This window comes from Ruegeria sp. AL11 (assembly GCF_056540865.1).
The window spans coordinates 178,020-204,677 of record NZ_JBQFXO010000012.1 but is presented as its reverse complement, the minus strand read 5'-3'; the positions used below and the strand labels follow the sequence as shown (position 1 = coordinate 204,677).

At 60.7% G+C, this 26,658-nt stretch carries 24 protein-coding genes; 13 read left to right on the top strand and 11 right to left on the bottom strand.

Features of this window, described 5'->3' with window-relative positions; genetic code table 11:
• Nucleotides 1-95: 95 nt before the first annotated feature.
• Complete coding sequence (locus ACR0IP_RS19755; RefSeq protein ID WP_170691430.1) at nt 96-881, bottom strand: 23S rRNA (adenine(2030)-N(6))-methyltransferase RlmJ; 786 nt, start codon at nt 879-881, stop codon at nt 96-98.
• Between the two features lie 155 nt (nt 882-1,036).
• On the opposite strand from ACR0IP_RS19755, the gene ACR0IP_RS19750 reads away from it, so the two are divergent.
• From ACR0IP_RS19750 to ACR0IP_RS19725, 6 genes are read left to right on the top strand one after another with little or no spacing between them, the layout of a single operon-like run.
• Nucleotides 1,037-2,083 carry a rod shape-determining protein gene (locus ACR0IP_RS19750; RefSeq protein WP_039523195.1) on the top strand — a complete coding sequence of 349 codons (1,047 nt, stop codon included), beginning with the start codon at nt 1,037-1,039 and terminating at the stop codon, nt 2,081-2,083.
• 59 nt (nt 2,084-2,142) lie between these two features.
• Nucleotides 2,143-3,045, top strand: a complete 903-nt coding sequence (gene mreC, locus ACR0IP_RS19745) for a rod shape-determining protein MreC (protein ID WP_170378866.1) — start codon at nt 2,143-2,145, stop codon at nt 3,043-3,045.
• The gene (locus ACR0IP_RS19740; RefSeq protein ID WP_170378868.1) at nt 3,038-3,574 is read left to right on the top strand and encodes a rod shape-determining protein MreD; all 537 of its coding nucleotides are present in this window, start codon (nt 3,038-3,040) and stop codon (nt 3,572-3,574) included. Before mreC ends, ACR0IP_RS19740 begins: the two co-directional genes overlap by 8 nt.
• Complete coding sequence (gene mrdA, locus ACR0IP_RS19735) at nt 3,571-5,520, top strand: penicillin-binding protein 2 (protein WP_170378870.1); 1,950 nt, start codon at nt 3,571-3,573, stop codon at nt 5,518-5,520. The genes ACR0IP_RS19740 and mrdA overlap by 4 nt, the downstream gene beginning before the upstream one ends.
• Nucleotides 5,517-6,656, top strand: coding sequence for a rod shape-determining protein RodA (rodA, locus tag ACR0IP_RS19730; protein ID WP_209252366.1), 1,140 nt, complete (start codon nt 5,517-5,519; stop codon nt 6,654-6,656). Before mrdA ends, rodA begins: the two co-directional genes overlap by 4 nt.
• A gap of 15 nt (nt 6,657-6,671) precedes the next feature.
• Entirely contained in the window at nt 6,672-7,604 is a 933-nt protein-coding gene (locus tag ACR0IP_RS19725; RefSeq protein WP_480527449.1) for a 2-hydroxyacid dehydrogenase, read from the top strand.
• Between the two features lie 26 nt (nt 7,605-7,630).
• Here ACR0IP_RS19725 and ACR0IP_RS19720 read toward each other — a convergent pair whose 3' ends face one another.
• The 6 genes from ACR0IP_RS19720 to ACR0IP_RS19695 all read right to left on the bottom strand — a co-directional run bounded on the left by ACR0IP_RS19720 (nt 7,631) and on the right by ACR0IP_RS19695 (nt 14,189).
• Nucleotides 7,631-9,646, bottom strand: coding sequence for a M3 family metallopeptidase (locus tag ACR0IP_RS19720; RefSeq protein WP_480527448.1), 2,016 nt, complete (start codon nt 9,644-9,646; stop codon nt 7,631-7,633).
• 62 nt (nt 9,647-9,708) lie between these two features.
• Complete coding sequence (locus tag ACR0IP_RS19715) at nt 9,709-10,758, bottom strand: HesA/MoeB/ThiF family protein (protein WP_480527446.1); 1,050 nt, start codon at nt 10,756-10,758, stop codon at nt 9,709-9,711.
• Nucleotides 10,758-11,213 (bottom strand): dUTP diphosphatase, encoded by a 456-nt coding sequence (dut, locus tag ACR0IP_RS19710; protein ID WP_480527444.1) that lies wholly within the window; start codon nt 11,211-11,213, stop codon nt 10,758-10,760. The genes ACR0IP_RS19715 and dut overlap by 1 nt, the downstream gene beginning before the upstream one ends.
• Nucleotides 11,214-11,229: 16 nt before the next feature.
• Nucleotides 11,230-12,426, bottom strand: a complete 1,197-nt coding sequence (coaBC, locus tag ACR0IP_RS19705) for a bifunctional phosphopantothenoylcysteine decarboxylase/phosphopantothenate--cysteine ligase CoaBC (RefSeq protein WP_480527442.1) — start codon at nt 12,424-12,426, stop codon at nt 11,230-11,232.
• Nucleotides 12,427-12,489: 63 nt separating this feature from the next.
• Entirely contained in the window at nt 12,490-13,314 is an 825-nt protein-coding gene (locus tag ACR0IP_RS19700) for a ChaN family lipoprotein (RefSeq protein WP_480527440.1), read from the bottom strand.
• On the bottom strand, nt 13,311-14,189 hold the full coding sequence (locus ACR0IP_RS19695) for an RNA polymerase factor sigma-32 (RefSeq protein ID WP_170378887.1): 879 nt from the start codon (nt 14,187-14,189) through the stop codon (nt 13,311-13,313). The genes ACR0IP_RS19700 and ACR0IP_RS19695 overlap by 4 nt, the downstream gene beginning before the upstream one ends.
• A gap of 99 nt (nt 14,190-14,288) precedes the next feature.
• On the opposite strand from ACR0IP_RS19695, the gene cobU reads away from it, so the two are divergent.
• Genes cobU through ACR0IP_RS19675 form a run of 4 tightly spaced genes read left to right on the top strand, consistent with a single transcriptional unit; the run spans nt 14,289 to nt 17,890 of the window.
• Complete coding sequence (gene cobU / locus ACR0IP_RS19690) at nt 14,289-14,810, top strand: bifunctional adenosylcobinamide kinase/adenosylcobinamide-phosphate guanylyltransferase (protein WP_480527438.1); 522 nt, start codon at nt 14,289-14,291, stop codon at nt 14,808-14,810.
• Entirely contained in the window at nt 14,807-15,385 is a 579-nt protein-coding gene (locus ACR0IP_RS19685) for a histidine phosphatase family protein (RefSeq protein ID WP_480527436.1), read from the top strand. The genes cobU and ACR0IP_RS19685 overlap by 4 nt, the downstream gene beginning before the upstream one ends.
• 58 nt (nt 15,386-15,443) lie before the next feature.
• A complete protein-coding gene (locus ACR0IP_RS19680; RefSeq protein WP_419738910.1) occupies nt 15,444-16,328 on the top strand; it encodes a glutathione S-transferase in 885 nt (294 codons plus the stop codon).
• Nucleotides 16,329-16,375: 47 nt separating this feature from the next.
• Complete coding sequence (locus ACR0IP_RS19675) at nt 16,376-17,890, top strand: YifB family Mg chelatase-like AAA ATPase (RefSeq protein ID WP_480527434.1); 1,515 nt, start codon at nt 16,376-16,378, stop codon at nt 17,888-17,890.
• Nucleotides 17,891-18,085: 195 nt separating this feature from the next.
• On the opposite strand, the gene gshB is transcribed toward ACR0IP_RS19675, so the two are convergent.
• The 3 genes from gshB to rsmI form a co-directional block, all read right to left on the bottom strand.
• Entirely contained in the window at nt 18,086-19,018 is a 933-nt protein-coding gene (gene gshB / locus ACR0IP_RS19670; protein WP_170378897.1) for a glutathione synthase, read from the bottom strand.
• A 61-nt stretch (nt 19,019-19,079) separates the two neighbouring features.
• On the bottom strand, nt 19,080-19,451 hold the full coding sequence (locus tag ACR0IP_RS19665) for a YraN family protein (RefSeq protein WP_170378899.1): 372 nt from the start codon (nt 19,449-19,451) through the stop codon (nt 19,080-19,082).
• Between the two features lies 1 nt (nt 19,452).
• On the bottom strand, nt 19,453-20,310 hold the full coding sequence (gene rsmI, locus ACR0IP_RS19660; protein WP_170642793.1) for a 16S rRNA (cytidine(1402)-2'-O)-methyltransferase: 858 nt from the start codon (nt 20,308-20,310) through the stop codon (nt 19,453-19,455).
• 88 nt (nt 20,311-20,398) lie between these two features.
• On the opposite strand from rsmI, the gene ACR0IP_RS19655 reads away from it, so the two are divergent.
• From ACR0IP_RS19655 to murJ, 3 genes are read left to right on the top strand one after another with little or no spacing between them, the layout of a single operon-like run.
• The gene (locus ACR0IP_RS19655) at nt 20,399-21,571 is read left to right on the top strand and encodes a penicillin-binding protein activator (protein ID WP_480527432.1); all 1,173 of its coding nucleotides are present in this window, start codon (nt 20,399-20,401) and stop codon (nt 21,569-21,571) included.
• Nucleotides 21,531-24,350 (top strand): [protein-PII] uridylyltransferase, encoded by a 2,820-nt coding sequence (locus ACR0IP_RS19650; protein WP_480527430.1) that lies wholly within the window; start codon nt 21,531-21,533, stop codon nt 24,348-24,350. The genes ACR0IP_RS19655 and ACR0IP_RS19650 overlap by 41 nt, the downstream gene beginning before the upstream one ends.
• Complete coding sequence (gene murJ / locus ACR0IP_RS19645; protein WP_480527428.1) at nt 24,347-25,888, top strand: murein biosynthesis integral membrane protein MurJ; 1,542 nt, start codon at nt 24,347-24,349, stop codon at nt 25,886-25,888. Before ACR0IP_RS19650 ends, murJ begins: the two co-directional genes overlap by 4 nt.
• Here the strand turns inward: murJ and ACR0IP_RS19640 are convergent, their stop codons facing one another.
• A complete protein-coding gene (locus tag ACR0IP_RS19640; protein WP_480527426.1) occupies nt 25,889-26,575 on the bottom strand; it encodes a rhomboid family intramembrane serine protease in 687 nt (228 codons plus the stop codon).
• Nucleotides 26,576-26,658: the final 83 nt, after the last annotated feature.

Genomic DNA, 26,658 nt, shown 5'->3' with positions numbered 1-26,658 from the left:
GCGCGCCTGCGGCGCGCTGCCGGGCCCAACGCGTTTGACGGCATCTTTGATGCAGGCAAACGGGGCGCGAGGTTTGCTTGTTCCTCTCCAAGACCTCAAAGTTTTTTGAACAAAGCAGACAGTCTGTGGGTTTCCTGATCCAACCCAAAGGGCGCGTTGATCACGAACATTCCAGACCCGACCATCCCATGCCCTTTGCGCGCTGCGGGGAATGTCACCTCGTGTTTCAACACCTTCGGGAAATCCTGAGACGTCAGCGCGTCCACCATCGGCTTTTGACGGGCATCCTTCAGGATCGGGTACCACAAAGCGATCACGCCCACATTCCATTTGCGATGCAGCTTGGCGATTATCCCCGGAAGGCGGTCATATTCCGCCTTCACCTCGTAGCTGGGGTCAATCAACAGCATACCCCGTCTGGGCGTCGGCGGCAGTAGGGACTGCGCCAGCTCATACCCGTCTTGCTTGTAGACGCGCGCATTGCCCCCCGGCACCGCCAGTGACAATGCCGCATATTCCTGCGGATGCAATTCGGCGAGGTGCAGACTGTCCTGCGACCTCAGCAGGCTAGCTGCAATCAGGGGCGATCCGGGGTAGCTGGCCTCTCCAAAACGCGCACGTGTCATCCCGATCGCTTGCGCCAGCGGATGATCATCGCCAAACCATGCGCCACGCTGAACACGCTCAATCCCGGCGGCTGCTTCTCCGGTCTTGCGGGCTTCGTCTGAATCTAGTCTGTAAAGCCCACGTCCCGAATGGGTTTCGACGTAAGTCAGCGGTTTGTCCTTTTGGGTCAGATAGGACAGCGCCCATGCCAATAAAGCGTGCTTTTGCACATCAGCCAGATTCCCGGCGTGGTAAATATGTTGATATGAGAGCATATTGCCTTCTACAGTCCCTGCAAATGAGGCGAAAAGGTGCTGATTGCCGCGGAATCAGCCCTTTTACCGGGCGAGTTGGCACCCTATAAGTCATCCGTCCCGGAACCGTCGAGTCGCGGGCAGTAGAAAAACCGACATACAGGATCAGGGGAAACATGGGGATCTTTGGCAATCTGGGCGGCCTGTTCACAGCGGACATGGCTATCGACCTTGGAACGGCAAACACGCTGGTCTACGTCAAGGGGCGCGGTGTGATCCTGTCTGAACCCTCGGTTGTAGCCTATCACGTCAAGGACGGCGTGAAAAAGGTTCTGGCGGTTGGCGAAGACGCCAAGCTGATGCTGGGTCGGACACCGGGTTCGATTGAAGCCATTCGCCCGATGCGCGAAGGCGTGATTGCCGACTTCGACACCGCCGAGGAAATGATCAAGCACTTCATCCGCAAAGTGCATAAGCGTTCGACCTTCTCGAAGCCAAAGATCATCGTCTGCGTCCCGCATGGCGCGACCCCTGTTGAAAAACGCGCGATCCGCCAGTCGGTTCTGTCCGCAGGCGCGCGCCGCGCTGGCCTGATTGCCGAACCGATTGCAGCGGCAATTGGCGCAGGCATGCCAATCACCGATCCGACCGGAAACATGGTCGTCGATATCGGTGGCGGCACCACCGAGGTTGCGGTTCTGTCGCTGGGGGATATCGTCTACGCCCGCTCGGTCCGCGTGGGTGGAGACCGTATGGACGAGGCGATCATCTCCTACCTGCGTCGTCAGCAGAACCTTCTGGTCGGCGAATCCACCGCTGAACGCATAAAGACCACCATCGGCACCGCGCGCATGCCCGACGATGGCCGCGGCCAGTCGATGCATATCCGTGGTCGCGACCTACTGAACGGAGTGCCAAAAGAAATCGAGATCAGTCAGGCTCAGGTCGCCGAGGCGCTGTCGGAACCCGTCCAGCAGATTTGCGAGGCTGTAATGACCGCGCTGGAGACCACGCCCCCCGATCTGGCCGCAGACATCGTGGATCGTGGCGTGATGCTCACCGGTGGCGGAGCGCTGCTGGGCGATCTGGATCTGGCTCTGCGCGAACAGACAGGTCTGGCCGTGTCGATTGCCGATGAAAGCCTGAATTGTGTGGCTTTGGGCACCGGCAAGGCGCTAGAATACGAAAAACAGCTGCGCCACGCGATTGACTACGAAAGCTAAGGCGCGCACCCTTTAGAAAATAGGGTAAACTCGGCCCGAGCAGCACGGGAAGGTAACCTGTGGCAAAAGACCGATCACAGCGCGACGACTACACGGCCCCACTGAGGCGTTTGCTTCTGGGGATCGTTGTGCTGTGCCTGCTGGGCATCTTCATTGTCTGGCGGATCGACAGCCCTCGGGTTGAACGGTTCCGCGCGCAGGTTGTAGATGCTGTTGTGCCCTCAATGGATTGGGCGATGGTTCCGGTCACCGCAACCGTCAACCTGTTCCGTGATTTCCAAAGCTATCAGAGCCTGAGCGAGCAGAACCGCGAGCTGCGCTCGGAACTGCGGCTGATGCGCGCCTGGAAAGAGGCAGCGTTGCAGCTGGAACAGGAAAACGCGCGGCTACTGGATTTGAACAATGTGCGGCTTGACCCACGCCTGACCTATGTGACCGGCGTGGTGATGGCCGATAGCGGCTCTCCCTTCCGGCAGTCGGTGCTGTTGAATGTTGGGGAACGGGACGGGATCGTCGATGGCTGGGCCACGATGGACGGGATCGGCCTGGTTGGCCGTATCTCGGGTGTTGGGCCGGATACGGCGCGCGTCATTCTGATGACGGACGCCTCAAGCGTCATTCCCGCCACCATCCAGCCCTCGGGCCAGACCGCTTTGATCACGGGCGACAATACCCCTGCCCCTTCGGTCGAGTTTCTGGAAAACCGTGAGCTTGTGCGCCCCGGCGACCGGGTCGTGACCTCGGGCGATGGAGGCGTGTTTCCCGCCGGTCTGCTGATCGGCCAGATCGCCGCCGACCCCGGAGGTCGCCTGCGCGTGCGCCTCTCCGCCGATTTCGAACGGTTGGAGTTCCTGCGCGTTCTTCGCTACAACTCGGCCCCCACGATCCGCGATCCGGGTCAGATCGTCGGCCCCTCACGCCCCGCTGCTTCGTTGTCGTCTGAGGAAGCTGGTGATGGATAAACCGGCCTCTCACAAATGGGCGATGCGCGGTCTTTACGGGGCGCTCGCGGTGTTCGTTCTGTTCCTGCATCTGCTACCGCTGGATACGCAGCCGGATCGCTGGCCTTTTCCGGACTTTCTGATCGTCCTTACTTTTGCTTGGGTGCTCAGGCGGCCGGACTATGTGCCGACCGTTTTGGTCGCTTTGGTCATGTTGCTGGCCGATCTGCTGCTGCAACGCCCTCCGGGCCTATTGGCCGCATTAGTGGTGCTGGGCGCGGCTTACTTGCGGTCTGCGGCACCGGGGATGCGGGATGCGGGCTTTGTAGCTGAATGGATGTCGGTCAGTGCAATCGTTGCTGGCGTCTTTCTGGGCAACCGGGTCATCCTTGCAATCCTGTCTGTTGATCAGGCGGCTTTGTTACCGGTTTTGATCCAGCTTGTGCTGACAATTCTGGCCTATCCCGTCATTGTGCTGCTGTCTCAGAGTGTATTCGGCGTGCGCCGCGTCTCGGCTGCGGATGCCAGTGCTACGGGCGCGCGTGCATGAAACAGCGCAAGATCAAAAGCGAAGGTGTCGCCTACAAACGTCTGCCCCGGCGGGCCCTGCTGCTGGGTGGTCTGCAGGCGGTTTTCATTGGCGGGCTGGCCGCGCGCATGCGGTACATGCAAGTCGACCAAGCGGATGAATATCGCCTTTTGGCCGAAGAAAACCGGATCAATATCCGCCTGATCCCGCCGACACGGGGGCGCATCTATGACCGCAATGGGCAGGTCATCGGGCAGAACTCACCGTCCTACCGCATCGTCATTGTACGCGAGGATGCCGGTGACATCGACAAGGTGATCGCCAAACTGTCGGACCTGATCCCGCTGAACGAGGATGAGATTGAAAGGGCGCGCACGGAAATGCGCCGCTCGGCCCCGTTTCTGCCGGTCACGCTGGTCGATCAGGTGACGTGGGAGGATATCTCGAAAGTCGCGGTGAACGCCCCGGCCCTGCCCGGTGTCACGCCTGAGGTCGGCCAGACCCGACAATACCCGCGCTACGAGGATTTCGCCCATATCGTCGGCTATGTCGGCCCGGTCAGCGACTATGACCTCAGCCAAATCGAAGACCCAGAGCCGGTGCTGCGAATCCCCCGGTTCCAGATCGGAAAGGTCGGCTTGGAAGCCAAGCAAGAGATCGACCTGCGCGGCAAGGCAGGCTCCAAGCGGGTCGAGGTGAACGCCACCGGCCGCGTCATGCGCGAATTGGACCGGCAGGAAGGCCAACCGGGTGCTGATCTGCAACTCTCGGTCGACGCGGACCTACAGCAATACGCTCAAGCACGGCTTGCCGGAGAAAGCGCCGCCGCCGTTGTCATTGATTGCGAAACCGGCGATCTGCGGGCAATGGCCTCGGCCCCCAGTTTCGATCCAAACCTGTTCGTGCGCGGTATCTCGGTCGCGGACTATCAGATCCTGACGCAGGACAAATACCGCCCACTGGCCAACAAGACGGTTCAGGGCACATACCCGCCCGGATCGACCTTCAAAATGGTCACCGCCTTGGCCGCGCTTGAGGCCGGTGTCGTTGGCCCCGGCAACACCGTGTACTGCCCCGGCCACCTCAAGGTCGGCAGTCGCCGCTTCCACTGCTGGAAGCGCGGGGGACACGGTATGGTGGACCTCAATACATCGCTCAAGCGCAGCTGCGATGTCTACTACTACGACGTGGCGATCAAGGTCGGCATCGACAAAATCTCAGAGATGGCGCGGACCCTCGGGCTGGGCATCAAGCACGACATTCCGATGTCCGCCGTACGTGCCGGTCTGGCGCCCAATCAGGAATGGAAGCAACGCACCCATGGCGAGGACTGGCTGATAGGCGATACGGCCAATGCATCGATCGGGCAAGGATTTATGCTGGCCTCACCGATGCAGCTGGCCGTGATGACCGCGCGGATTGCCACGGGGCGGGCCGTGACACCGCGACTGGTCCGCTCGATTGATGGGGTCGAACAGCCAACGGGCGCGGGCGAGCCGCTTGAGATCAGCCCGGCCAATCTGAACTACATCCGCGAGGCGATGTGGTCGGTCTCAAACGACCGGCGCGGCACGGCCTATCGCAGCCGGATCATCGCCGATGACCTCCGCATGGCAGGTAAAACCGGTACCAGCCAGGTACGCAACATCACCAAAGCGGAACGTGCCGCAGGTGTGATCCGCAACGAGGACCTGCCATGGGAGCGGCGCGACCATGCGCTGTTCGTCAGCTTCGCCCCTTACGACAAGCCTAAATACGCCATCGCGGTGGTCGTCGAGCATGGCGGCGGTGGCTCCAAAGCGGCGGCCCCGGTCGCGCGCGACATCATGCTTCAGGCGCTTTACAACGGCACGCCCCCGCTCGAGGCCTACCCGGCCGGAGATCGAGAGCGCATCAAGGAACAGCAAAAACGGCTCGAGGGCGATCGCCGCCCCAAAGCGCGCCCCAGCGAGAAGGACCGCGCATGAGCTATCTTGAATATGCGGTCAAATCCACGCCATCGGGGTTCCGTAAATTCCTGTATATGAACTGGCCGCTGACGCTGTTGCTGATCAGCACAGCCAGTGCCGGGTTCCTGATGCTATACTCGGTGGCGGGTGGCTCTTGGATGCCGTGGGCCGAGCCTCAGATCGAACGTTTCGGGCTGGGCCTGACGGTGATGTTCATCGTCGCGCTGGTGCCGATCTGGTTCTGGCGCAACATGTCGGTACTGGCCTATCTGGCCTCGATCGCCCTGCTGGTGTTTGTGGAGCTGTTCGGAACCATCGGCATGGGCGCACAGCGCTGGATCGACCTTGGTTTCATGCGTTTGCAGCCGTCCGAGGTAATGAAAGTCGCGCTGGTGATGCTGCTGGCGGCCTATTATGACTGGCTGCCCTCGCATAAAACCTCACGCCCACTTTGGGTTTTGATCCCTGTCGTGCTGATCCTGATCCCTACCTTCATGGTGCTGCGGCAGCCGGACCTTGGGACCTCGATCCTGCTGTTGGCAGCGGGCGGAGGGCTGATGTTTCTGGCCGGTGTTCACTGGGCCTATTTCGCCGCCGTGATCGCCGCGGTCGTTGGCCTGATTGCGGCCGTTTTCAACAGCCGAGGGACCGAGTGGCAGTTGCTGAAGGACTACCAGTTCCGCCGGATCGACACGTTTCTCGATCCGTCTACCGACCCTCTGGGCGCGGGCTATCACATCACTCAGTCCAAGATCGCCCTGGGATCGGGAGGATGGAATGGCCGCGGGTTCATGCAGGGCACGCAATCGCGGCTGAACTTCCTGCCTGAAAAACACACCGATTTCATCTTCACCACATTGGCCGAAGAGTTCGGCTTTGTCGGTGGCATCACTTTATTAGTGCTTTACGCACTGATCCTGATCTTCTGCATGGTTACCGCTCTGTCGACCAAAGACAGGTTCTCGTCGCTGGTCACCATGGGGATCGCGCTGAACTTCTTCCTGTTCTTTGCGGTCAACATGTCGATGGTGATGGGGCTGGCCCCAGTTGTCGGGGTGCCTTTGCCCATGGTCAGCTATGGCGGATCGGCCATGCTGGTTTTGATGGCTGCCTTCGGCGTTGTGCAAAGCGCCCATATCCACCGCCCCCGCTGATCGGAAAGCCCCTCCATGCCCGTCAATATCCTGTTCTCCGCACGTCCTGAGCTTTGGCCGGTGTACCAGCCGCTTCTGACCGAAGGGCTGCAAGAGGCAGGCGTCGCGTTCAATCTGGCAACCGAGTTCCCCGAGGATGAGGTGGACTATGTTGTCTACGCCCCAAGCGGTGGGCTGCTGGATTTCACGCCCTACACCCAACTGAAAGCGGTTCTGAGCCTCTGGGCCGGGGTCGAGAAGATCGCAGGGAACAAGACGCTGACCGTGCCACTGGCGCGGATGGTGGATCATGGGCTGACCCAAGGCATGACCGAATGGGTCGTGGGGCATGTGCTGCGCTATCATCTGGGGATGGACCAACACATCAAAGTGCAAGATGGCGTTTGGACGCCCAACGCACCGCCATTGGCGAACGAACGCAAGGTCTGCATTCTGGGCCTTGGCGCATTGGGGCAGGAGGCTGCGCAAGCGCTGTCTGCATTGAACTTTAGCGTCACCGGATGGAGCCGCACTCCCAAAGACGTTCCCGGAGCAACCTCCCTGAGCGGCGAAGACGGGTTGCGAGAGGCTCTGTCAAAGGCCGAGATCGCCGTCTTGTTGCTGCCTGATACACCGGCGACCGAGAACACCCTGAACGCCGAAACCCTTGCGTTGATGCCCAAAGGCGCGCGGATCATCAATCCGGGACGTGGACCTCTGATCGACGATGACGCGCTATTGCAGGCGTTGAACACAGGCCAGATCGGACATGCCACGCTGGATGTGTTCCGGGTTGAACCTCTGCCCGCCGATCACCCTTACTGGGCGCATCCAAACGTGACGGTGACGCCGCATATCGCCTCGGAAACAAGGCCCGTGACGGCGGCGCAGGTGATTGTCGAAAACATCCGGCGCGGGGAAGCTGGCGAGCCGTTTGTGCATCTGGTGGATCGCCAGCTGGGATATTGATCCCCCCTAGGACCGTGGGAGAAGGGTTACGCCGCGATCAGGCCGCGCCCTTTCAGCAAAGCTTCGACACCCGGCATCCGGCCCCGGAAGGCCAGATACAGCTCCTCAGCATCGCGCGAGCCTCCGGTGGACAGGATGTTGTCTTCCAGAGCTTTGGCGCGTTCTGGATCAAAGGCCCCTCCGGCCTCTTCAAAGGCCTCGAATACGTCGGCATCCATCACTTCGGACCACATGTAGCTGTAGTAGCCCGAGCTATAGCCATCGCCCGCGAAAACATGCGCGAAATGCGGGGTCGCGTGGCGCATGCCGATGGCTGCGGGCATTCCGATGCCGTCCAGAACCTCGGCCTGTTTCGCCATCGGGTTCGCCGGGGCCGCGCCTTCATGGAAAGCCAAGTCAACCAAGGCCGAGGCGACATATTCCACCGTCTGGAACCCCTGATCGAAATTCGCAGCTTTCAGCACTTTCTCGAGCATTTCTTGCGGCATTGCCTCGCCGGTGTCCGCGTGGGTGGCAAACTCGGCCAGAACCTCGGGGACCTCCAACCAATGTTCGTAAAGCTGGCTTGGCAGTTCGACAAAGTCGCGCGCCACGGACGTGCCCGAGATGCTTTCATAGGTCACATTCGAAAGCATCTGATGCAGGGCATGCCCGAACTCATGGAACAGTGTGCGCGCGTCGTCATAGGACAACAGCGCCGGATCGCCTTTGGCGAAGTTGCACACGTTGATCACGACCGGAGCCTGCTCCTTGGGGAATTTCGCCTGCCCCCGCATCGCGCTGCACCACGCGCCCGACCGTTTGGACCCGCGCGCGAAATAGTCACCAATGAAGACTGCGACGTGCTTGCCGTCTCGCGTCACCTCCCACGCCCGGCAATCCGGGTGGTAGAGCGGCACGTCCAGCGGTTTGAACTCCAACCCGAACAGACGGTTGGCGCAGGCGAACGAGGCCTCGATCATCCGGTCCAGTTGCAGGTAGGGCTTCAGTGCGGCCTCATCCAGATCATGCTCAGCCTTGCGGCGTTTCTCGGCGTAGTAGCGCCAATCCCACGCCGCCAGAGGGCCGTTCACGCCATCCTCCTGCATCATCGCCGTCAGAACTTCGGCATCTGCGTCGGCGCGCGCCTTCGCAGGCTCCCACACTTGCATCAGCAGGTCGCGGACGCGGTCGGGCGAGCGGGCCATTTCGGTTTCCAGCTTGTAGTCGGCAAAGCTGTCATAGCCCAACAGCTTGGCGCGTTCCTCGCGCAGGCTAAGGATTTCGGCTGCGATGTCGCGGTTGTCAGTCTCACCACCATTCGCCCCGCGCGCGGTCCAGGCGCGATAGGCTTTTTCCCGCAGGTCACGACGAGGGGAGAACTGCAGGAACGGCACAATGATCGACCGCGACAGGGTGACTACGGGACCAGCGGCGCCCTTTTCCTGACCCGCCGCGCGTGCGGCATCCACAGCGAAATCCGGCAGGCCCTGCAGGTCATCCTCGGACAGGTCCATGAACCAGTCACGCTCATCCGCCAGCAGGTTTTGGGTGAAAGAGGTTCCCAGTGACGCCAGCCGCGCCTTGATCTCTTGCATCCGGGCGTCCTGCTCGCCCTCCAACGCAGCACCAGCCCGGACAAAACCGCGATGAGACAGCATCAACACGCGGGCCTGTTCGTCGCTCAGACCCAGATCATCACGTCGCGCCCACAAGTCGGCCACGCGTTTGAACAGCGCCTTGTTCGAGGATATCCCCGAAAAATGCGCCGCCAGCTTTGGCGAGAATTCTCGCTGCAATTCCTCGCGTTTCGGATTGCTGTCCGCGCCCGCAACTGTGAAGAAAACTGACAGAACTCTGTCCAGTTGCTCACCCGCCGCCTCAAGCGCTTCGATCGTGTTGGCGAAACTCGGGGCTTCGGCGTTTGTAGCGATCGCGTCGATCTGCGCGTTATGCGCCTGCAGCGCCTCATCCAGAGCAGGGGCGAAATCATCATCCGAAATCTTGGCAAAAGGGGCGAGTTCGAACGGAGTGGTCCAGTCGGACAGGATCGGGTTGGTCATTCAGATCTCCTTTGCCCACAACCTAGGAAGGGCCGGTTAGATGATCCAGAGCAACACGGCGTTTATTCACCACCGGCGTCGCAAATCGGGCAGTCAGAGCGCTTGGACAGAGTGATCTTGCGGCTTTCCCCATAAAGCGCGTCGTAGATAAGCATCTCGCCGCGCAGCGCTTGGCCGGCCCCGGTGATCACCTTGATCGCCTCAACCGCCATCATGGACCCAACCACTCCCGGCAAGGGGCCGATCACGCCTGCCTCGGAACAGGACGGGGCCAGACCGGCTGCGGGGGCTTCGGGGAAAATACACTGGTAGCAGGGGGCACCCATGGCCGGGTCGAAGACGCTCAGCTGCCCTTCCCATTGCGACAGTGCGCCCGAGATCAGCGGTTTGCCCAGTGCAACGGCTGTTCGGTTGGCCAGATAGCGGGTTTCGAAATTGTCTGTGCCATCCAGGATCAGGTCGAAGTCGCCCAACAGGTCATTCGCGATATCATCGCTCAGACGCCGATTGTAGGGCAGGACGGTGACGTTGGGGTTCTGAGCCTCCATCGCCTGCTGGGCCGAGAACACTTTGGGCATTCCGATATCGGCATCCCGGTGGATGACTTGACGCTGGAGATTGGCGTTTTCGACTACGTCGTCGTCGATCACCCCGATCGTGCCAACACCTGCTGCCGCCAGATACTGCAAGGCCGGTGCGCCAAGCCCGCCTGCCCCAATCACCAGCACGCGCGCCTTTTTCAAGCGTTTCTGCCCCGGCCCGCCCAGTTCACGCAGAACGATGTGGCGGGCATAGCGGTCCAGCTCTGTCTCAGTGAACCGGTCCGAGGGTTTGGCCTCAGTCTTGTCCGCTTCGGGCTGCGCCCGATTTCGCAGCGCTTTCAGCCCCTTGCCATAGACCATGACCAGAGCAGCCGCCCCGGCCAGCATCAGCCACAACGCCGCCGATCCTCCGGTTGCTTCGCGCAGAGGATGACCACTCGGCAAAACCAAATGCGACAGGATCACCCCGGCCATAAGCACACTGACCGAGGTCACACGCGCCGTCCGGGACACGCCCGCTATATAGCCGACGCCCCACAGACCCGCGGCAAGGACCAGAACCAGCAGCATCAGCCGCGACCGGTTGAGCCGAACCCGCCCGACCCACGCGCGGTATCGCCAAGGGTTTCGGTCAGCTCGAACGTGGCCTGCACGACAGGCGCAACGATAAGCTGCGCGATCCGTTCTCCGTGGGTGACCTCGAACCGGTCTTGCCCTGCGTTCATCACGATCACACCCAGCGGGCCGCGATAGTCGCTGTCGATGGTCCCCGGCGTATTGGGCAGGGTGATGCCGTGCTTCAATGCCAACCCGGAGCGCGGGCGGACCTGCACCTCATACCCCGCCGGGATTTCGATTCGCAGGCCGGTGGGAACAAGGGCGCGCTGCCCCGGCTCCAGAAAGATCGACGCGCCATCGGGCAGGTTGGCGCGCACATCAGCCCCGGCCGCGCCTGAGGTCTCATATGAAGGCAGGGGAACGGCGGCATCTGCCCCCTCTTCCCGGATCACGCGGATAGCTACCATCTGTATTCCTTCTGTCTTATCCGGCCAGCGCGTGGGCGATCTTTTGTGCCAGACGCGCGGCGACCATGTCTTTGCCCATGCGCGGCCAGCTCTCGGCCCCTTGTTCCGAGATCAGGACGACTGCATTTTCCGAACCACCCATGATGCCGGTTGCCGGACTGACGTCATTTGCCACGATCCAGTCGCATCCCTTGCGGGCGCGCTTTGCAGTCGCGTTGTCGATCACATCGTCGGTTTCCGCTGCAAAGCCCACAACCAGATCAGGGCGACCCGCACCCATCTGCGAGACGCGTTTCAGGATGTCGGGATTCTCGGCGAACTCCAGAGAGGGCAGGCCATCGCGGCTTTTCTTCAATTTGCGATCCGAGGCGGTGGCCACTTTCCAGTCGGCGACTGCGGCGGCAAACACACCTGCATTCACAGGGAGCGCCGCATCCACCGCGTCAGACATCTGCTGTGCTGTCTCAACCTGCACGACCTGCACGCCTTGGGGCGGTTGAACGTCGGCAGGGCCAGTGACAAAAACCACCTCGGCCCCGAGCGCCGCCAAGGCGCGGGCAACGGCAGTTCCCTGCGCCCCGGATGAGCGGTTGGCGATGTAGCGCACCGGATCAATCGGTTCATGTGTCGGGCCGGAGGTCACAAGGATGCGTTTACCCTTCAACGGCCCGTCGGCCAGTTGCGCCTCAACGGCAGCAACGATTTCTAGAGGTTCGGACATCCGGCCCGGACCATATTCGCCACATGCCATGTCGCCCTCGTTGGGTCCTACAAAGCGGATGCCGTCCTGCTGCAATTGTTTCAGATTTCGCTGGGTCGCGGGGTGGTCCCACATGCGCACATTCATGGCGGGCGCGCACAGAACCGGCGTGTCCGTGGCCATCAGCAGGGTCGAAGCCAGATCGTTGGCCAATCCTGCCGCCATCTTGCCCATCATATCTGCGGTAGCTGGGGCAACCACGATCAGGTCAGCCGAGCGCGACAGTTGAATATGCCCCATCTCGGCTTCGTCCGTCAGGTCGAAGAGGTCGCGATAGGCTTTCTGGCCTGCAAGTGCGGAGACCGACAGCGGCGTCACGAACTCCTCGGCGGCGCGGGTCAGCACCGGCGTGACTGCAGCCCCACGCTCTTGCAGCCGTCGGATCAGGTCGAGCGACTTATAGGCCGCAATGCCACCGCCGATGATCAGCAGAATGCGTTTGGATGACAGCATGTTTAGCCCTTCCCGTCCCGGTCGGTCCTGACATTAGGCAAGGCCACCGGGTAGTTCCAGCGGTTAATTCTGCATCTCAAACGCTTTGCAAGGGTCTTCACGCTCGATTTCCGGGCTGTCGATCACCGCATCAAAACTCCCGTCGATCACTCCCCCTTCGGACTGACCCAGAACAAAGACCTTCAGCCCTGGCTTCAGGCGCGACAGAAAGGTCGGGATACCCCGGTCGGTCCTAGCATGGCCATTGCCGGTGATCACGGCAATCGGACCACCGGTTTCCTCCTCCGCGCGCAGGATTGCGCGGGTCAGTACAGCGTCACGCAGGCGTTGGATCGAGACCATCTGAGGCAACATCTCAACGGGCAGGGCATCGCAATGGGCAGCCAGTTGATCTGCCTCGCGCGCGGCTTGATCTTCTGGCGACAGCGGAACAGTCAGGCCATAGCGCGCGGCGTCTGCACCAAGGGCAGTGGCGGCACCCTTTTCCATAGCGGCGCGCGCGGCTGTGCGTGGAACCATGGCGCCATAGACCGGCGCGTCCGACGCCTGAAAGACTGGGTAGTACATGCTCAAAGGAGGCCAACCCGATTCCGCCCAGCGCAGGATCCGTGACAATTCTTCAGGGTTGGAAGCGGCGGTCTGCGCCAGACGCTGCGCGCCTTCTTCGGTTACCATTTCCCACACCACAGCCGACGGAGAAATCGCTCCCAATGCCTCGGTCTGCACAAGGTGGTGACGCGGATTGTCGTGGATTTCACCAAGGATCACCACATCTGCGTCCTGCATGGCTGCCAGGACATCATCGGGGATCAACTCACCGGCTTGGACCGGGCGCAAAGCGCTGACTGTAAACGCCAGCGCACACAACAGAATCGCAAATCTTGTCATGCGATGAAGTGTTGCACCTCACGCGATTGGGCTTCAAGGTTCTTGCGCATCTTGGTGAAGGCTGCAGCCTCGAGCTGGCGTACACGTTCCTTCGATAGACCCAGCTCATTCCCCAAGCTTTCAAGGGTTCGGGCCGGTTCGCGCAGCTTGCGTTCACGCACGATAAATCTTTCGCGGTCATTGAGGGATTGCATCGCCATCAGCAACCATTCGCGCAACTGTTCAGTGTCGTGGCGATGTTCAACCGCCTCGGCGGCCTGCTCACGATCATCTTCCAGCGCATCAATCCACTCACGCCCATCTTCATCCGCTGACTGCACCGCGTTGAGCGAAAAATCCGAGCCGGACAGACGCCCCTCCATCATCTCGACATCGCGCAAGGGGACGCCGATTTCCGTTGCAATCATCTGGTGTAGCTGATGCCGATCCAGCTCCTGCCCCTCGGTGGCGGCTTCACGTTCCAACCGTGCCTGAACGCGGCGCATGTTGAAGAACAGAGATTTCTGGGATGAGGTCGAACCGGTCCGCACCATCGACCAGTTACGCATCACGTAATCCTGGATGCTGGCTTTGATCCACCACACCGCATAGGTCGAAAACCGCACACCGCGATCAGGGTCAAACTTGTCTGCGGCTTTCATCAACCCAAGACCGGCCTCTTGGATCAGGTCGTTCATCGGAGCGCCGTAGCGCTTGAACTTGGCCGCCATCGAAATAGCTAGACGCATGTAGGCGGTGATCAGTCGGTGCAGTGCTTGTTCGTCGCGGTTGTCACGCCACGCATAGGCCAGTTGCAATTCGGTTTCCGCGTCCAGCAGTTCGGCCTTCATCGCTTTGCGGGACATCGAGAAATCGGATGCGTTGTCCAGTGCCATGAAACTCTCCCTTTTTGCAGGCATCAGCCGGGCTTGCCTTGCCGACTTAGGGTCGATACGCAGATCATCACCAAGTGGATCACCAGAAAGGTAAGAATTGTGACTGCCAATTTAACCTTTGTGCTGGGAGGAGCCGCATCGGGAAAGTCGGCCTATGCTGAACAACTGGTTGTATCCTCAGGGAAAAACCGGGTTTACCTTGCGACATCACAAGTGTTTGATAGCGAGATGCGGCAAAAGATCGATCGCCACATCGAACAACGCGGGTCCGGCTGGGAAACCATCGAGGCACCGATGGACGTTGTCCCGGTTTTGGCAGAACTGAGCGCAGATCACGTTTGCCTGATTGATTGCGCGACGATGTGGCTGACCAATCACCTGCTGGCCGAGAACGATCTGGATCAGGCCCAGACCCAACTGCTGAGCGCCCTGCGCAGCTGCCCGGCGCAGCTTGTAATTGTCTCGAATGAGGTTGGTCACGGCATCGTGCCCGAAAACGCTCTCGCCCGCCGGTTCCGTGAGGCACAGGGCCGGCTGAACATCGCGCTAGCAGCACAGGCCGACCTGGTGGTTCAGGTCATCGCGGGGCTGCCGATGGTCTTGAAGGGACAATTGCCATGACGCGTCTGCATCTGGTTCGCCACGGCCCCACCCATGCCAAAACGATGGTCGGCTGGTCCGATCTGCCTGCCGATCTGAGCGATCAGGCCGCGCTGCAGCGGTTGCATGATCACATCCCAGCGGATGCGGTTGTCGTCTCATCCGACCTGTCGCGCGCGGCGGATACGGCAACGGCGATCCAAGGCCGGCGCCTGCGCCTGCCCCACCACCCTGACCTGCGCGAGATCAACTTCGGCACATGGGAGCTGCGCGGTTTCGCCGAGATCGAAGCCGAAGACCCCGAGCTTGCCTTTGCCTATTGGGACAATCCCGGCGAAGTGCGCCCTCCGAACGGCGAAAGCTGGAACGATGTCCGCGCGCGAGTCGACAAAACCGTCGATGCGCTGATGGCCGCACATGAGGGCGCAGATCTCGTCATTGTCGCCCATTTCGGAGTGATCCTGACGCAAGTACAGCGCGCTTTGAATATTGAGGCGCAACAGGCTTTCTCACACCGGATCGACAACCTGTCGGTCACCCAGATCGCCTATAACGCGGGCGAATGGACCGTCGGCGCCATCAATCATCTTCCGTGATCCGGCAGGTCACAAATCACTGATTTACGAGCGCTTCCGGCTGAGACATCCTTTGATCATGACCTATGATCTCTTTATCGGTGACCGCCTGTTTTCCAGCTGGTCCATGCGCGGCTGGTTGATGCTCGAGAAGTTCAGCCTGCCCTATCGCAGCCACTTGGTTGGCCTCTATTCCGGCACCATGGCCACGGATATGGAACCCCTTGCTCCGGCCCGTCTGGTTCCCGCTCTGCGTCTGCCCGATGGTGCGGTTGTGGGCGAAAGCCTCGCGATGGCCGAGACATTGGCTGAACGGCACCCCGAAGCTGGCCTTTGGCCTTCAGACCCCGCCGCGCGCGCAACGGCCCGTTGGCTGTGCGCCGAAATGGTCGCGGGTTTTACCGCACTGCGCGGGGAATGCCCGATGCAGTTGGCGCATGTTTGGAAGGGTTTTCAGCCATCAGCGGACACTTTGAAAGACCTCGCCCGGATTGAGACGCTTTGGGCGCATGCCCGAGCGATCTCGGGCGCGTCAGAAGGGCCGTTATTCGGAGCATACTCGCTGGCCGATGTCTTCTACACCCCTGTCGCGGCGCGGATCATTGGATATGATCTGCCAATCTCAACCGAAAATCGCAGCTATTGCCTAAGCTTGCTGTCAGATACATCGGTCCGACAATGGCGCGCGATGGGGCTGACGGTTCAATACAATCCGTATCCCTACCCAGAATATTCCCCTTCGGCCCACTGGCCTGTTGGAGAACCGTCCGAGGCACGACCCGCCGAAGAAGGCCCTTCAGTCAACGCGCACTGTCCGTATTCCGGCGACCCGGTTACCGATTTCCTCGACCTCGACGGCCAGCGCTGGGGGTTCTGCAACACGTTCTGCCGCGACAAAACAGTCGCAGATCCGGACGCCTGGCCCAAATTTACTGCGATGCGCGCAGCCGTTAACCATTCCTAAACCACCGCCATGGCAGCAACGTCCTTTTAACCAAGAACAGGATTGCCATGGTTGCCCGCGCTCATACGGTTGCGTTTCAAGGGGTTGATGCCCGCCCGGTCGAGGTGCAATGCGCCGTCTCTCCGGGCCTGCCCGCCTTTTCTATCGTCGGCCTGCCGGACAAAGCAGTGTCCGAGGCCCGAGATCGGGTGCGCAGCGCACTTGGCGCCATGGCCATCGCCTTGCCGTCAAAACGCATCACCATCAACCTATCCCCCGCCGACCTGCCCAAAGAGGGCAGCCATTTCGACCTTCCTATCGCCGTCGCCCTCCTGTCAGCTTTAGAGATCATCCCGGCAGACGCGGCCGAGGGCACTGTTGCGTTGGGCGAATTATCCTTGGACGGGTCGCTGGTTCCGGTCGTGGGCGCTTTGCCCGCCGCGATGACGGCGGCGGCCGAGGATCGCGCCCTGCTCTGCCCCCGCGCCTCAAGCGCCGAGGCTGCATGGGTGGACGCCACTCAGGTCATCGGAGCCGGTTCGCTGGGCGACGTGGTGCGCCATTTCTCGGGCCAGGCCCCACTGGCTGCGGCCACACCGGGCGAAGTCAGCCTGTCCTCCAACACCCGCGACCTGCGCGACGTCAAAGGACAGGAACGCGCCAAACGCGCACTTGAGATCGCTGCGGCGGGACGGCACCACCTGATCATGATCGGCACGCCGGGCTCGGGCAAATCCATGCTCGCCGCGCGCCTGCCCAGCATACTGCCACCTTTGACCCCGGTGGAGGCGCTGGAAACATCGATGATCCAGTCCCTCTGTGGGTTATTGGACGAAGGCGGCATTAACCGGACGCGGCCCTTTCGCGAACCGCATCACACCGCCTCGATTGCGGCGATTGTCGGCGGCGGACGCGGTGCAAAACCCGGAGAAATCTCTCTGGCCCATAACGGGGTGTTGTTCATGGACGAGTTCCCCGAATTCCCTCGCACCGTTTTGGAAACCCTGCGCCAACCGATTGAGACTGGAGAGGTCATGGTCGCCCGCGCCAACGCCCATGTGAAGTACCCCTGCCGTTTCATGCTGGTCGCGGCAGCCAACCCGTGCAAATGCGGGTACTTGACCGACCCGTCCCGCGCTTGCTCCCGCGCACCGGGCTGTGGCGAAGACTACCTGAACCGCATCTCCGGCCCTTTGATGGACAGGTTCGATATGCGCATCGAAGTGCCTCCGGTAGCGTTTACCGACCTTGATCTGCCGCCGGCTGGCGACAGTTCGGCCACCGTGGCCGCGCGTGTGGAGCTGGCCCGCGCCGTTCAGGCTGCTCGGTTTGAAGGTCACGAGGGCGTACGCCAAAACGCTGATATCGAAGTTAAATTGCTGGAAGAGGTCGCCGCCCCAGATGCCGAGGGCAAAGAGCTTCTGCTCAAGGCCGCTGACCGGTTCGGCCTGTCAGCTCGCGCCTTTCACCGCATCCTACGGGTCGCACGTACCATAGCCGATCTGGATGGCTCCCCCGATATCCGCCGACCACACGTGGCCGAAGCGCTGAGTTTTCGGATCAGCGCACGGGTGATGGCTTAAATGTTCGCCCCCAGTATGTTGCGAGGCCGATTGGGAAAAAAACGGCGGAACTGATCGTTGCCCGTCGTCCTTGACAAGTCCCGCAGCTTACCGCTTGCGCCATGTTCAAGCGAGGAACTCGACCTTCAGTGCGACCGTGCATTCCAATGAACGGACCGCATCGAACACCTAAGCGCCGCCCAACGCCTGTAGCGCTTAGACTTTCGCCTCGATTGCCTGCCAGATCTTTTCGGCAATGTTCTCTCCGTTGAAACGCTCCAGCTCCTGAATGCCGGTGGGGGAGGTGACGTTGATCTCGGTCAGGTAGTCTCCGATCACGTCGATCCCGACAAAAATCTGGCCTTTTTCCTTAAGTAGAGGGCCTATGGCCGCGCAGATTTCGAGATCCCGCTCGGTCAAACCGATCTTTTCGGGTCGCCCGCCAACATGCATATTGGAACGCGTCTCACCTTCGGCCGGGACGCGGTTGATGGCACCCACCGGCTCTCCATCCACGAGAATCACGCGTTTGTCGCCGTTCTTCACATCTGGCAGGAATTTCTGAACGATCAACGGCTCGCGCGAGAATCCGGTGAACAGCTCATACAGCGAGGTCAGGTTGCGATCATTGGCATCCAACCGGAACACACCAGCCCCTCCATTTCCATAAAGAGGTTTAAGGATGATGTCCTGATGCTTGTCCTTGAAGGCCTTGATGGTCTGCATGTCCCGCGCAATCGTGGTCGGAGGGGTCAATTCGGGGAAATCCAGAACCAGTAGTTTCTCGGGGTAATTGCGTACCCAAAACGGGTCATTGACCACCAAAGTTTGCCCCTTCAACCGATCCAGCAGATGCGTCGAGGTGATGTAATGCATGTCGAACGGCGGGTCCTGACGTAGCCACACCACGTCAAACTCAGCCAGATCAACTTCACGCTCGGGACCGAGGACCGCGGGGTCTCCGGCAACGCGCTGAACCTGCATGTCTTGTCCTCGCGCGGTGATCCGCCCCTCCTGATAGGCCAATTGATCCGGCCCGTAGAAGAACAGCTCATGCCCGCGGGCCTGTGCCTCTTCCGCGAGGCGGAAAGAGCTGTCGGCGTTGATATCCACGGCCCCGATCGGGTCCATTTGAAAGGCGATTTTCATGGCATGTCCCTCAACTTCACGCCAGATACATGGCGCAGCAGGCCGAGGGGTTCAATGGGGCTTAGACCGGTCCGAAGGCGTTTTCGATGATTTGAACAGCGCCCGTGCCATCGACCAGCGCCGCGTCGAACCGAACATTCGTCAATTGCCCGCCGGGTTCATTTTCAAGAAACTGTGCCGCTGATGCGCAGATACGCTGGGTCTGCCGTGGGGTGATCCGAGCCGCAGCCCTGTCGAAACTGGTGCTTTTCTTGACCTCAATGAAAACGAGCCCTTCGTCACCCCGCGCAATCAGGTCAATCTCACCCCCGGCACCGCGCCAGCGTCTGTGAGCGATCGAGAATCCGCGGCGTTCGTAATCGGCTGCAACCCGCAATTCCGCAGATTGCCCCGCATGATAAGATACCGACCCCCGCACCGCACGCTGCGCCATGTCATCCCTTTCCCAGTTTGAGGGCCTGCTGGTAAATGGGGCGTCGGGGCAGATCATACATTTTTGACACCAAATCCGCCGCATCCCGAACCGAATGGGTTTGCAAGGCCTGTTTCAAAGCCTCTTCTACGTCAGATTCGTTAACGCTTGGCGAATGGCTGCGATCCACGAGCAGAACGACCTCACCCTTGGGGGTTTGGTCTTGGTAGGCCTCAGCCAGTTCTTGCAAAGACCCGCGTCGGACTTCTTCGAACTTCTTGGTTAGCTCGCGGCACAAAGCCGCCTGCCGGTCGGCACCCAGGATGTCGGACAGATCTGACAGGCATCCTGCGACGCGCTTGGGTGATTCGTAGAACACCAGTGTTCCGGGAACATCCCGCAGCGCCTCGATTCGGCTGCGACGAGCGCCCGACGCATTCGGCAAAAAACCCGCGAAAAAGAACGCATCCGTTGGCAGGCCCGCCAATGTCAGCGCCGTCAGCACGGCGGACGGGCCCGGTGCGCAAGTGACGGTGTGCCCGGCCTCGGCCGCCTGCCGCCCTAAATCGTAGCCCGGGTCGGCGATTAGCGGCATACCGGCCTCGGACGCATAGGCAACGGATTGCCCTGCGGCCAAAGCATCCATGATCTTGCCGCGTGCGCCCGCTCCGCTGTGGTCGTGATAGGCCTGAATGCGTCGCCCGCCCAAGGGGATACCGTGGATTTCCATCAAGCGACGCAGACTACGGGTGTCTTCTGCGGCGATCATGTCGGCCGAAGCCAGCACATCCAACGCTCTGAGCGTAATATCGCGCGCTGTACCGATCGGAGTGGCAACAAAATACAGGCCAGCAGCCAAACTTATGTTTTGGAAATTCAAAGCTGGACCCTCACAGCGTGACGTTTATTATCGCGGCTCGATAGAACAGCAGCGTCGCAAGCCGCCGGATCAGGGAGTTTTCTTTTAGATGTTTACCGTTTGCAAGTCCGTAAGCAAGTTGGCCAAAACCACGATCGCCCTGACCACCGCCGTTTTTCTGGCCGCATGTGAAACTACTGGCGTCGGCGGAGGCCCCTCGATCAACACCTCGGAACCGGTGCCCGTTGCGCTTCTGGTTCCGCGCGGATCAGGCCAGTCTGGCGACGCAGCGCTGGCGCAAAGCCTTGAAAATGCAGCACGTCTGGCGATGTCGGACCTGCCGAACGTTACGATCGACCTGCGTGTATATGATACGGCAGGCAATGCCGGCACGGCCTCAGGCGTGGCGCAACAGGCTGTGGCGGATGGGGCCAAGATCATCATCGGGCCGGTCTATGCACAAGCCGCCAACGCGGCCGGCCTTGCGGTGCTGAACAACAACGTGAACGTCCTGTCCTTCTCGAACAACACCAGCATCGCGGGTGGAAATGTATTTGTACTGGGGCCAACATTCCAGAACACGGCCAATCGACTGGCCAATTATGGCGGAAGACAGGGCAAGACCGGATCAATCATCGTACACAGCAATGACGCAGCCGGAGAGGCTGGCCGCTCAGCCATTGCCAATGCGCTCGCCAGCAGCAGTATGAACAACGCTGGCAGCGTCGGTTACGATCGGTCGCAGCAGGGCGTGATCAACGCGGTGCCCAATATCAAATCCGCCATGGATTCCACCGGAGCGGACTCGGTCTTCCTGACTGCAACCACCGCAGGGGCGCTGCCTTTGTTCTCGCAGCTTCTGCCCGAAGCGGGGGTTTCGCCGTCAACCTCCCAGTATATCGGTCTGACACGGTGGGACATTCCGGCCCAAACGCTGGAACTGCCCGGTGTTCAAGGCGGTTGGTTTGCCCTACCTGATCCTGCAAAAGCGCAGGTATATCGTCAGCGCTACAATGCGACCTATGGCGAAGCGCCGCATCCGATCAGCGGACTGGCCTATGACGGGATCGCCGCCATCGGAGCGCTTGTAAGCCAGGGCAAATCGAATGCTCTGACCGGGGCTGCGCTGACCCAGAGCGCCGGTTTTCAGGGCGTTGGCGGCATCTTCCGTCTGCGCTCTGATGGTACCAATGAACGGGGTCTGGCGGTTGCCACGATCCAGAACAAACAGGTGGTTGTGATTGACCCTGCCCCTCAAAGCTTCTCAGGGGCCGGTTTCTGACCAGCCTCACCTGACCGCAGTGCCTGAAAACTCACTTATCTGCCCGCCTGAGGATATTTTCGACGGCGCCCACGTTGACGCTCAGCTTGCTGCAGCGTTCGAGGCAGGCACTGACAACTCCGCGCTGCGCGCCGAAACCGTGCGCATTCTGCGTGAGGCGCAAAAGTCCGGGCGCGCTGCCATCGCCGAGGCCTTTGCCGCCCGCCCATTCGACGCGCGCCCTCTGACCCGGTCCTATACCTACCTTACGGATTGTCTGGTCGGCACCGCGATGCGCGTGGCAAGCAAGCATCTGCACCCTCTGGCCACCCCGACGCAGGGAGAACGCATCGCTGTTCTGGCGGTCGGCGGCTATGGGCGCGGTGAGATGGCACCCGCATCAGACGTCGATCTGCTGTTCCTGACGCCCTACAAGATCACCGCCTGGGCCGAGAGCGTGATTGAATCCATGCTCTATATCCTATGGGACCTGCGCCTGAAGGTCGGCCATTCCTCACGCACGATCAAGGATTGCCTGCGTTTGGGGACCGAAGATTTCACTATCCGGACCGCGATGCTGGAACAGCGCTATTTGGCAGGAGACACGCGTTTGGCCAAGGAACTGGACCAACGCCTCAAGGCCGATCTCTTCAAGGGCACCGAGCGCGAGTTCATCGAGGCCAAGCTTCAGGAGCGCGACGAGCGCCACTTGAAACAGGGCCAGCGCTACGTAGTCGAACCCAATGTGAAAGAGGGCAAAGGCGGGCTGCGCGATCTGCAGTCGCTCTACTGGATCGCGAAATACATCTACGGCGTACAAGACGTGGCCGAGCTGGTCCCGCTGGGCCTGTTCACACCGGATGAATTCAAGACCTTTGCCGAGGCCGAAAACTTCCTCTGGGCCGTACGCTCGCACCTGCATCTGGTCACGGGGCGCCCGACCGAGCAGCTGACCTTCGACATGCAGGTCGAGGTTGCGGCGCGTATGGGCTATGAAGACCGGGCCGGGCGGCGGGCCGTCGAAGTGTTCATGCAGCGTTATTTCCGCCATGCTACCAGCGTTGGGGAGTTGACTCGGATCTTCCTGACCAAGCTGGAAGCCCTGCATATGAAAGGCGCCCCGCTGCTGGAGCGGATTTTCCGCCGCCGCCCTCGGGTCAAAGCCGGGTACAGCATGGTTCATGGTCGTCTGGACATTGCCGATCCGGATACATTCCTGACCGACAAGCTGAACATGTTGCGCCTGTTCGAGGAAGGCCTGCGCACGGGCATGCTGATTCACCCTGACGCAATGCGGCTGGTCACGGCCAATCTGCACCTGATCGACGACGATATGCGCAACGACAAAGAAGCCCAGCGTATCTTCCTCGACCTGATGCTGAAACACGGCAATCCGGAACGCGCCCTGCGCCGGATGAACGAACTTGGGGTTCTATCAGCCTTCATACCCGAGTTCGAACCCATCGTAGCAATGATGCAGTTCAATATGTATCACAGCTACACGGTGGACGAGCATATCATCCAGTGCATCGTCAACCTCGCCCAGATCGAACGCGGAGAGCTGGTTGAATCGCTGCCACTGGCGTCCTCGATCCTTGAAGGGGGCGTAAACCGCAAGGTCCTCTATGTTGCGCTGCTGTTGCACGATATCGCCAAGGGCCGGCCTGAAGATCACTCGATCCTCGGGGCACAAATCGCGCGGAAAGTGGCACCCAGGCTGGGGCTAAACAAATCCGACGCCGAAACCGTCGAATGGCTCGTGCGCTATCACCTGCTGATGTCGGACATGGCGCAGAAACGCGATATCTCGGACCCTCGGACCGTACGGGATTTTGCCAAGGCTGTGCAAACGGTCAAACGGCTGGATCTGCTGACCGTGCTGACCGTCTGTGACATTCGCGGTGTCGGGCCCAATACGTGGAACAACTGGAAAGCAACGTTGCTGCGCGCGCTGCATGCGGAAACCAAACGTGCCTTGGAAACGGGCATGGAGGATCTGAACCGTGCCAATCGCGGGGCCGAGGCCAAGAAACTTCTGCGCGCAGAACTGGCCGAATGGTCCAAGGCCGATCTGAAGACGGAAACCGGGCGGCACTATGCTCCGTACTGGCAGGGCCTGAACGTCTCGACCCATGTGGAATTTGCCGAGATGCTACGGGCGCTGGAACACAGCGGCGATCCCGGCGCGATGGAAATCCGCCTGCACCCGGACGAGGATCGAGACGCCACCCGCGCCTGCTTTGCCATGGGTGATCACCCCGGTATCTTTGCGCGGATCGCGGGGGCCTTGGCCTTGGTCGGTGCCAACGTCGTGGATGCCCGAAGCTACACCACCAAGGATGGCTATGTCACGGATGCGTTCTGGATACAGGATGCCGAAGGCCACCCGTTCGAAGCCAGCCGTCTGCCGCGTCTGACCCAGATGATTCACAAAACGCTGAAAGGCGAGGTCGTGGCCCGCGACGCGCTGAAATCGCGCGACAAGATCAAGAAACGCGAACGCGCTTTCAACGTGCCGACCCATATCACCTTCGACAATGACGGGTCCGAGATCTACACGATCATCGAGGTCGATACCCGCGACCGCCCCGGCTTGCTTTATGACCTGACGCGCACTCTGGCGGCTGCCAATGTCTATATCGCCAACGCCGTGATCGCGACCTATGGCGAGCAGGTGGTGGATACATTCTACGTCAAGGACATGTTCGGGCTGAAATACCACTCGGAAAGCAAACAGCGCGGGCTTGAGACCAAACTACGCAAAGCCATTACCGAGGGCGCCGAGCGCGCGGCCTCATGAAACAGATCCGGCTGTTTTCCGGCTTTTTCACGGTCGGTTTCTGGACGTTGGCCAGCCGCATTCTGGGCTTTCTGCGTGAAATCCTGCTGACCGCGTTCATCGGCCCCGGCCCGGTGATGGACGCCTTCGTCGCGGCTTTCCGTCTGCCCAACATGTTCCGCCGCTTCTTTGCCGAAGGCGCATTCAACGCAGCTTTCGTGCCGATGTTTTCCAAGCGGCTAGAGGGCGGAGAGAACGCGCAAGGGTTCGCGCAAGACGCTTTCAACCTGTTGGTCGCCGCGGTATTGGCCCTGGTCGGGTTGGCGATGGTATTCATGCCCGGTCTTGTCTGGTTGACGGCCGAAGGGTTCTACGGCGATGAGCGCTTCGACTTGGCAGTCGACTATGGCTATGTCGTCTTCCCCTACATCCTGTTCATGTCACTGGCGGCGCTGTTTTCGGGCGTTCTGAACGCAACCGGGCGATTTGCGGCGGCCGCTGCAGCGCCTGTTCTTCTGAACATCTTCGCCTGCACCGCCCTGATCGCTGGCGCGATATCCGGGGGCGAGGTCATTCGCTGGCTCATCGCCGTGATCCCTTTGGCAGGTGTGGCACAGTTGGCATTGGTCTGGTTCGCCACCGAACGCGCCGGTATCCGCATACGTTTCGGCCTGCCGCGCCTGACGCCCGAGATGCGGAATATGGTCCGCATCGCCCTGCCCGCCGCCTTGGCCATGGGGGTGACGCAGGTCAATCTGGTCGTAGGGCAACTCGTGGCCTCAAAAACCGAGAAAGCCGTCAGCTGGTTGTTTGCGGCAGATCGTCTGTATCAGCTGCCTCTGGGGGTCGTCGGGATTGCCATCGGAATCGTGCTGCTGCCCGACCTGTCTCGCCGCTTGCGCGCGGATGACAAAGCAGGCGCGCGCAATGCGTTTTCGCGGGCCGGAGAGTTCATGTTGCTGCTCACCCTGCCCTCGACCGTAGCCTTCCTGATCATCCCGAACCCGCTGGTGTCAGTCCTGTTCCAGCGAGGCCAGTTCACCGCCGAAGATACAGCCGCCACAGCCCTGGCCGTTGCGATCTATGGCATCGGCCTACCCGCATTCATGCTGCAGAAGCTGCTGCAACCGCTGTATTTCGCGCGCGAGAACACGCGGTCTCCATTCCACTATGCTTTGGTGGCAATGATCGTCAACGCGGCGCTCGCCTTTGGCCTTTACCCGATTTTCGGATGGATTGCCCCTGCCATCGCGGCCTCTGCCGCTGGCTGGGCCATGGTTGGCCTACTGGCTTTTGGCGCGCGGAATATGGGCGATGAGACTCGGTTCGACGACCGCTTCCGGCGGCGCGCGGGGCGGATCATCTTGGCATCGGTCGGGATGGGGGCGGTGTTGTTTGCCGCCATCCAACTGTTCGGCTGGACGCTTGGTGTGCCCGGGTGGCGATATCTGGCTCTGCTTGCGCTGATCATGGTTGCAGCGGTCAGCTACTTCGCTTTAGGCCACCTTTTGGGGGCATTTAGACTGTCCGAGTTCAAAACGGCCCTGCGCCGGTCTTGATCAATCGCGACGGATGCGGCCTTTGATCCGCGCCCAACTACCCGGCGCCAAAAAGAAGGACAGGCCGAACCCGGTGGCAAAGCCGCCCAGATCGGCCACCCAATCACCTGTGCCGCCAAAGATCAGGCCAAACAGCAGTTGAATGCCCATCAGTACCGCAATCAACTGAAACGCCCGGGCCTGATTGGCCCCGACCAACGAGAGCTTGCGCCACAGCAACCAAGTAAACGCCCCGATCAGCCCATAGACCGGAGGGAACCCTCCGACCAGCGGATAAGACGGGTTCAGAAACAGCGCATAGGCGAGCGCGCCACCAACACCCGACAGCACGAAGATCAGCAACATCGGAAAGCCGCCAAAGACCTCACCCACCATCTTGCCCATGGCCAGCACGAACACGCAGACAAAAACCGCCTGCGTAAAACTGCCCGAAACGAACGGATAGGTCACAAAGCGGATGACATGCTCGAACGGCCAGCGCCCGTTTTGCACCATCCAATCGAAGATATCGGCCGAGAACGCGTAGCTCTGCAGCGCATCCAGCCTCCACCCGACCGCGCCCGGCCCTCCGACTAGACTCCGAGCGCCCAGCGTAAACGCCAGTTCGATCCCCATGATGAACAGAACCAAGGCCACCACGACGGGCGGCAGAGGGTTCACGGCGGGTGTATAATGCTCACTGCTCATTGGGCTGGCCTTTCGCGGCTGTTGACGTCCCTTGGCCTCATGGGTAAGCGACGAGGGCTGATTTTTCCAGACGGGAGTTCCCT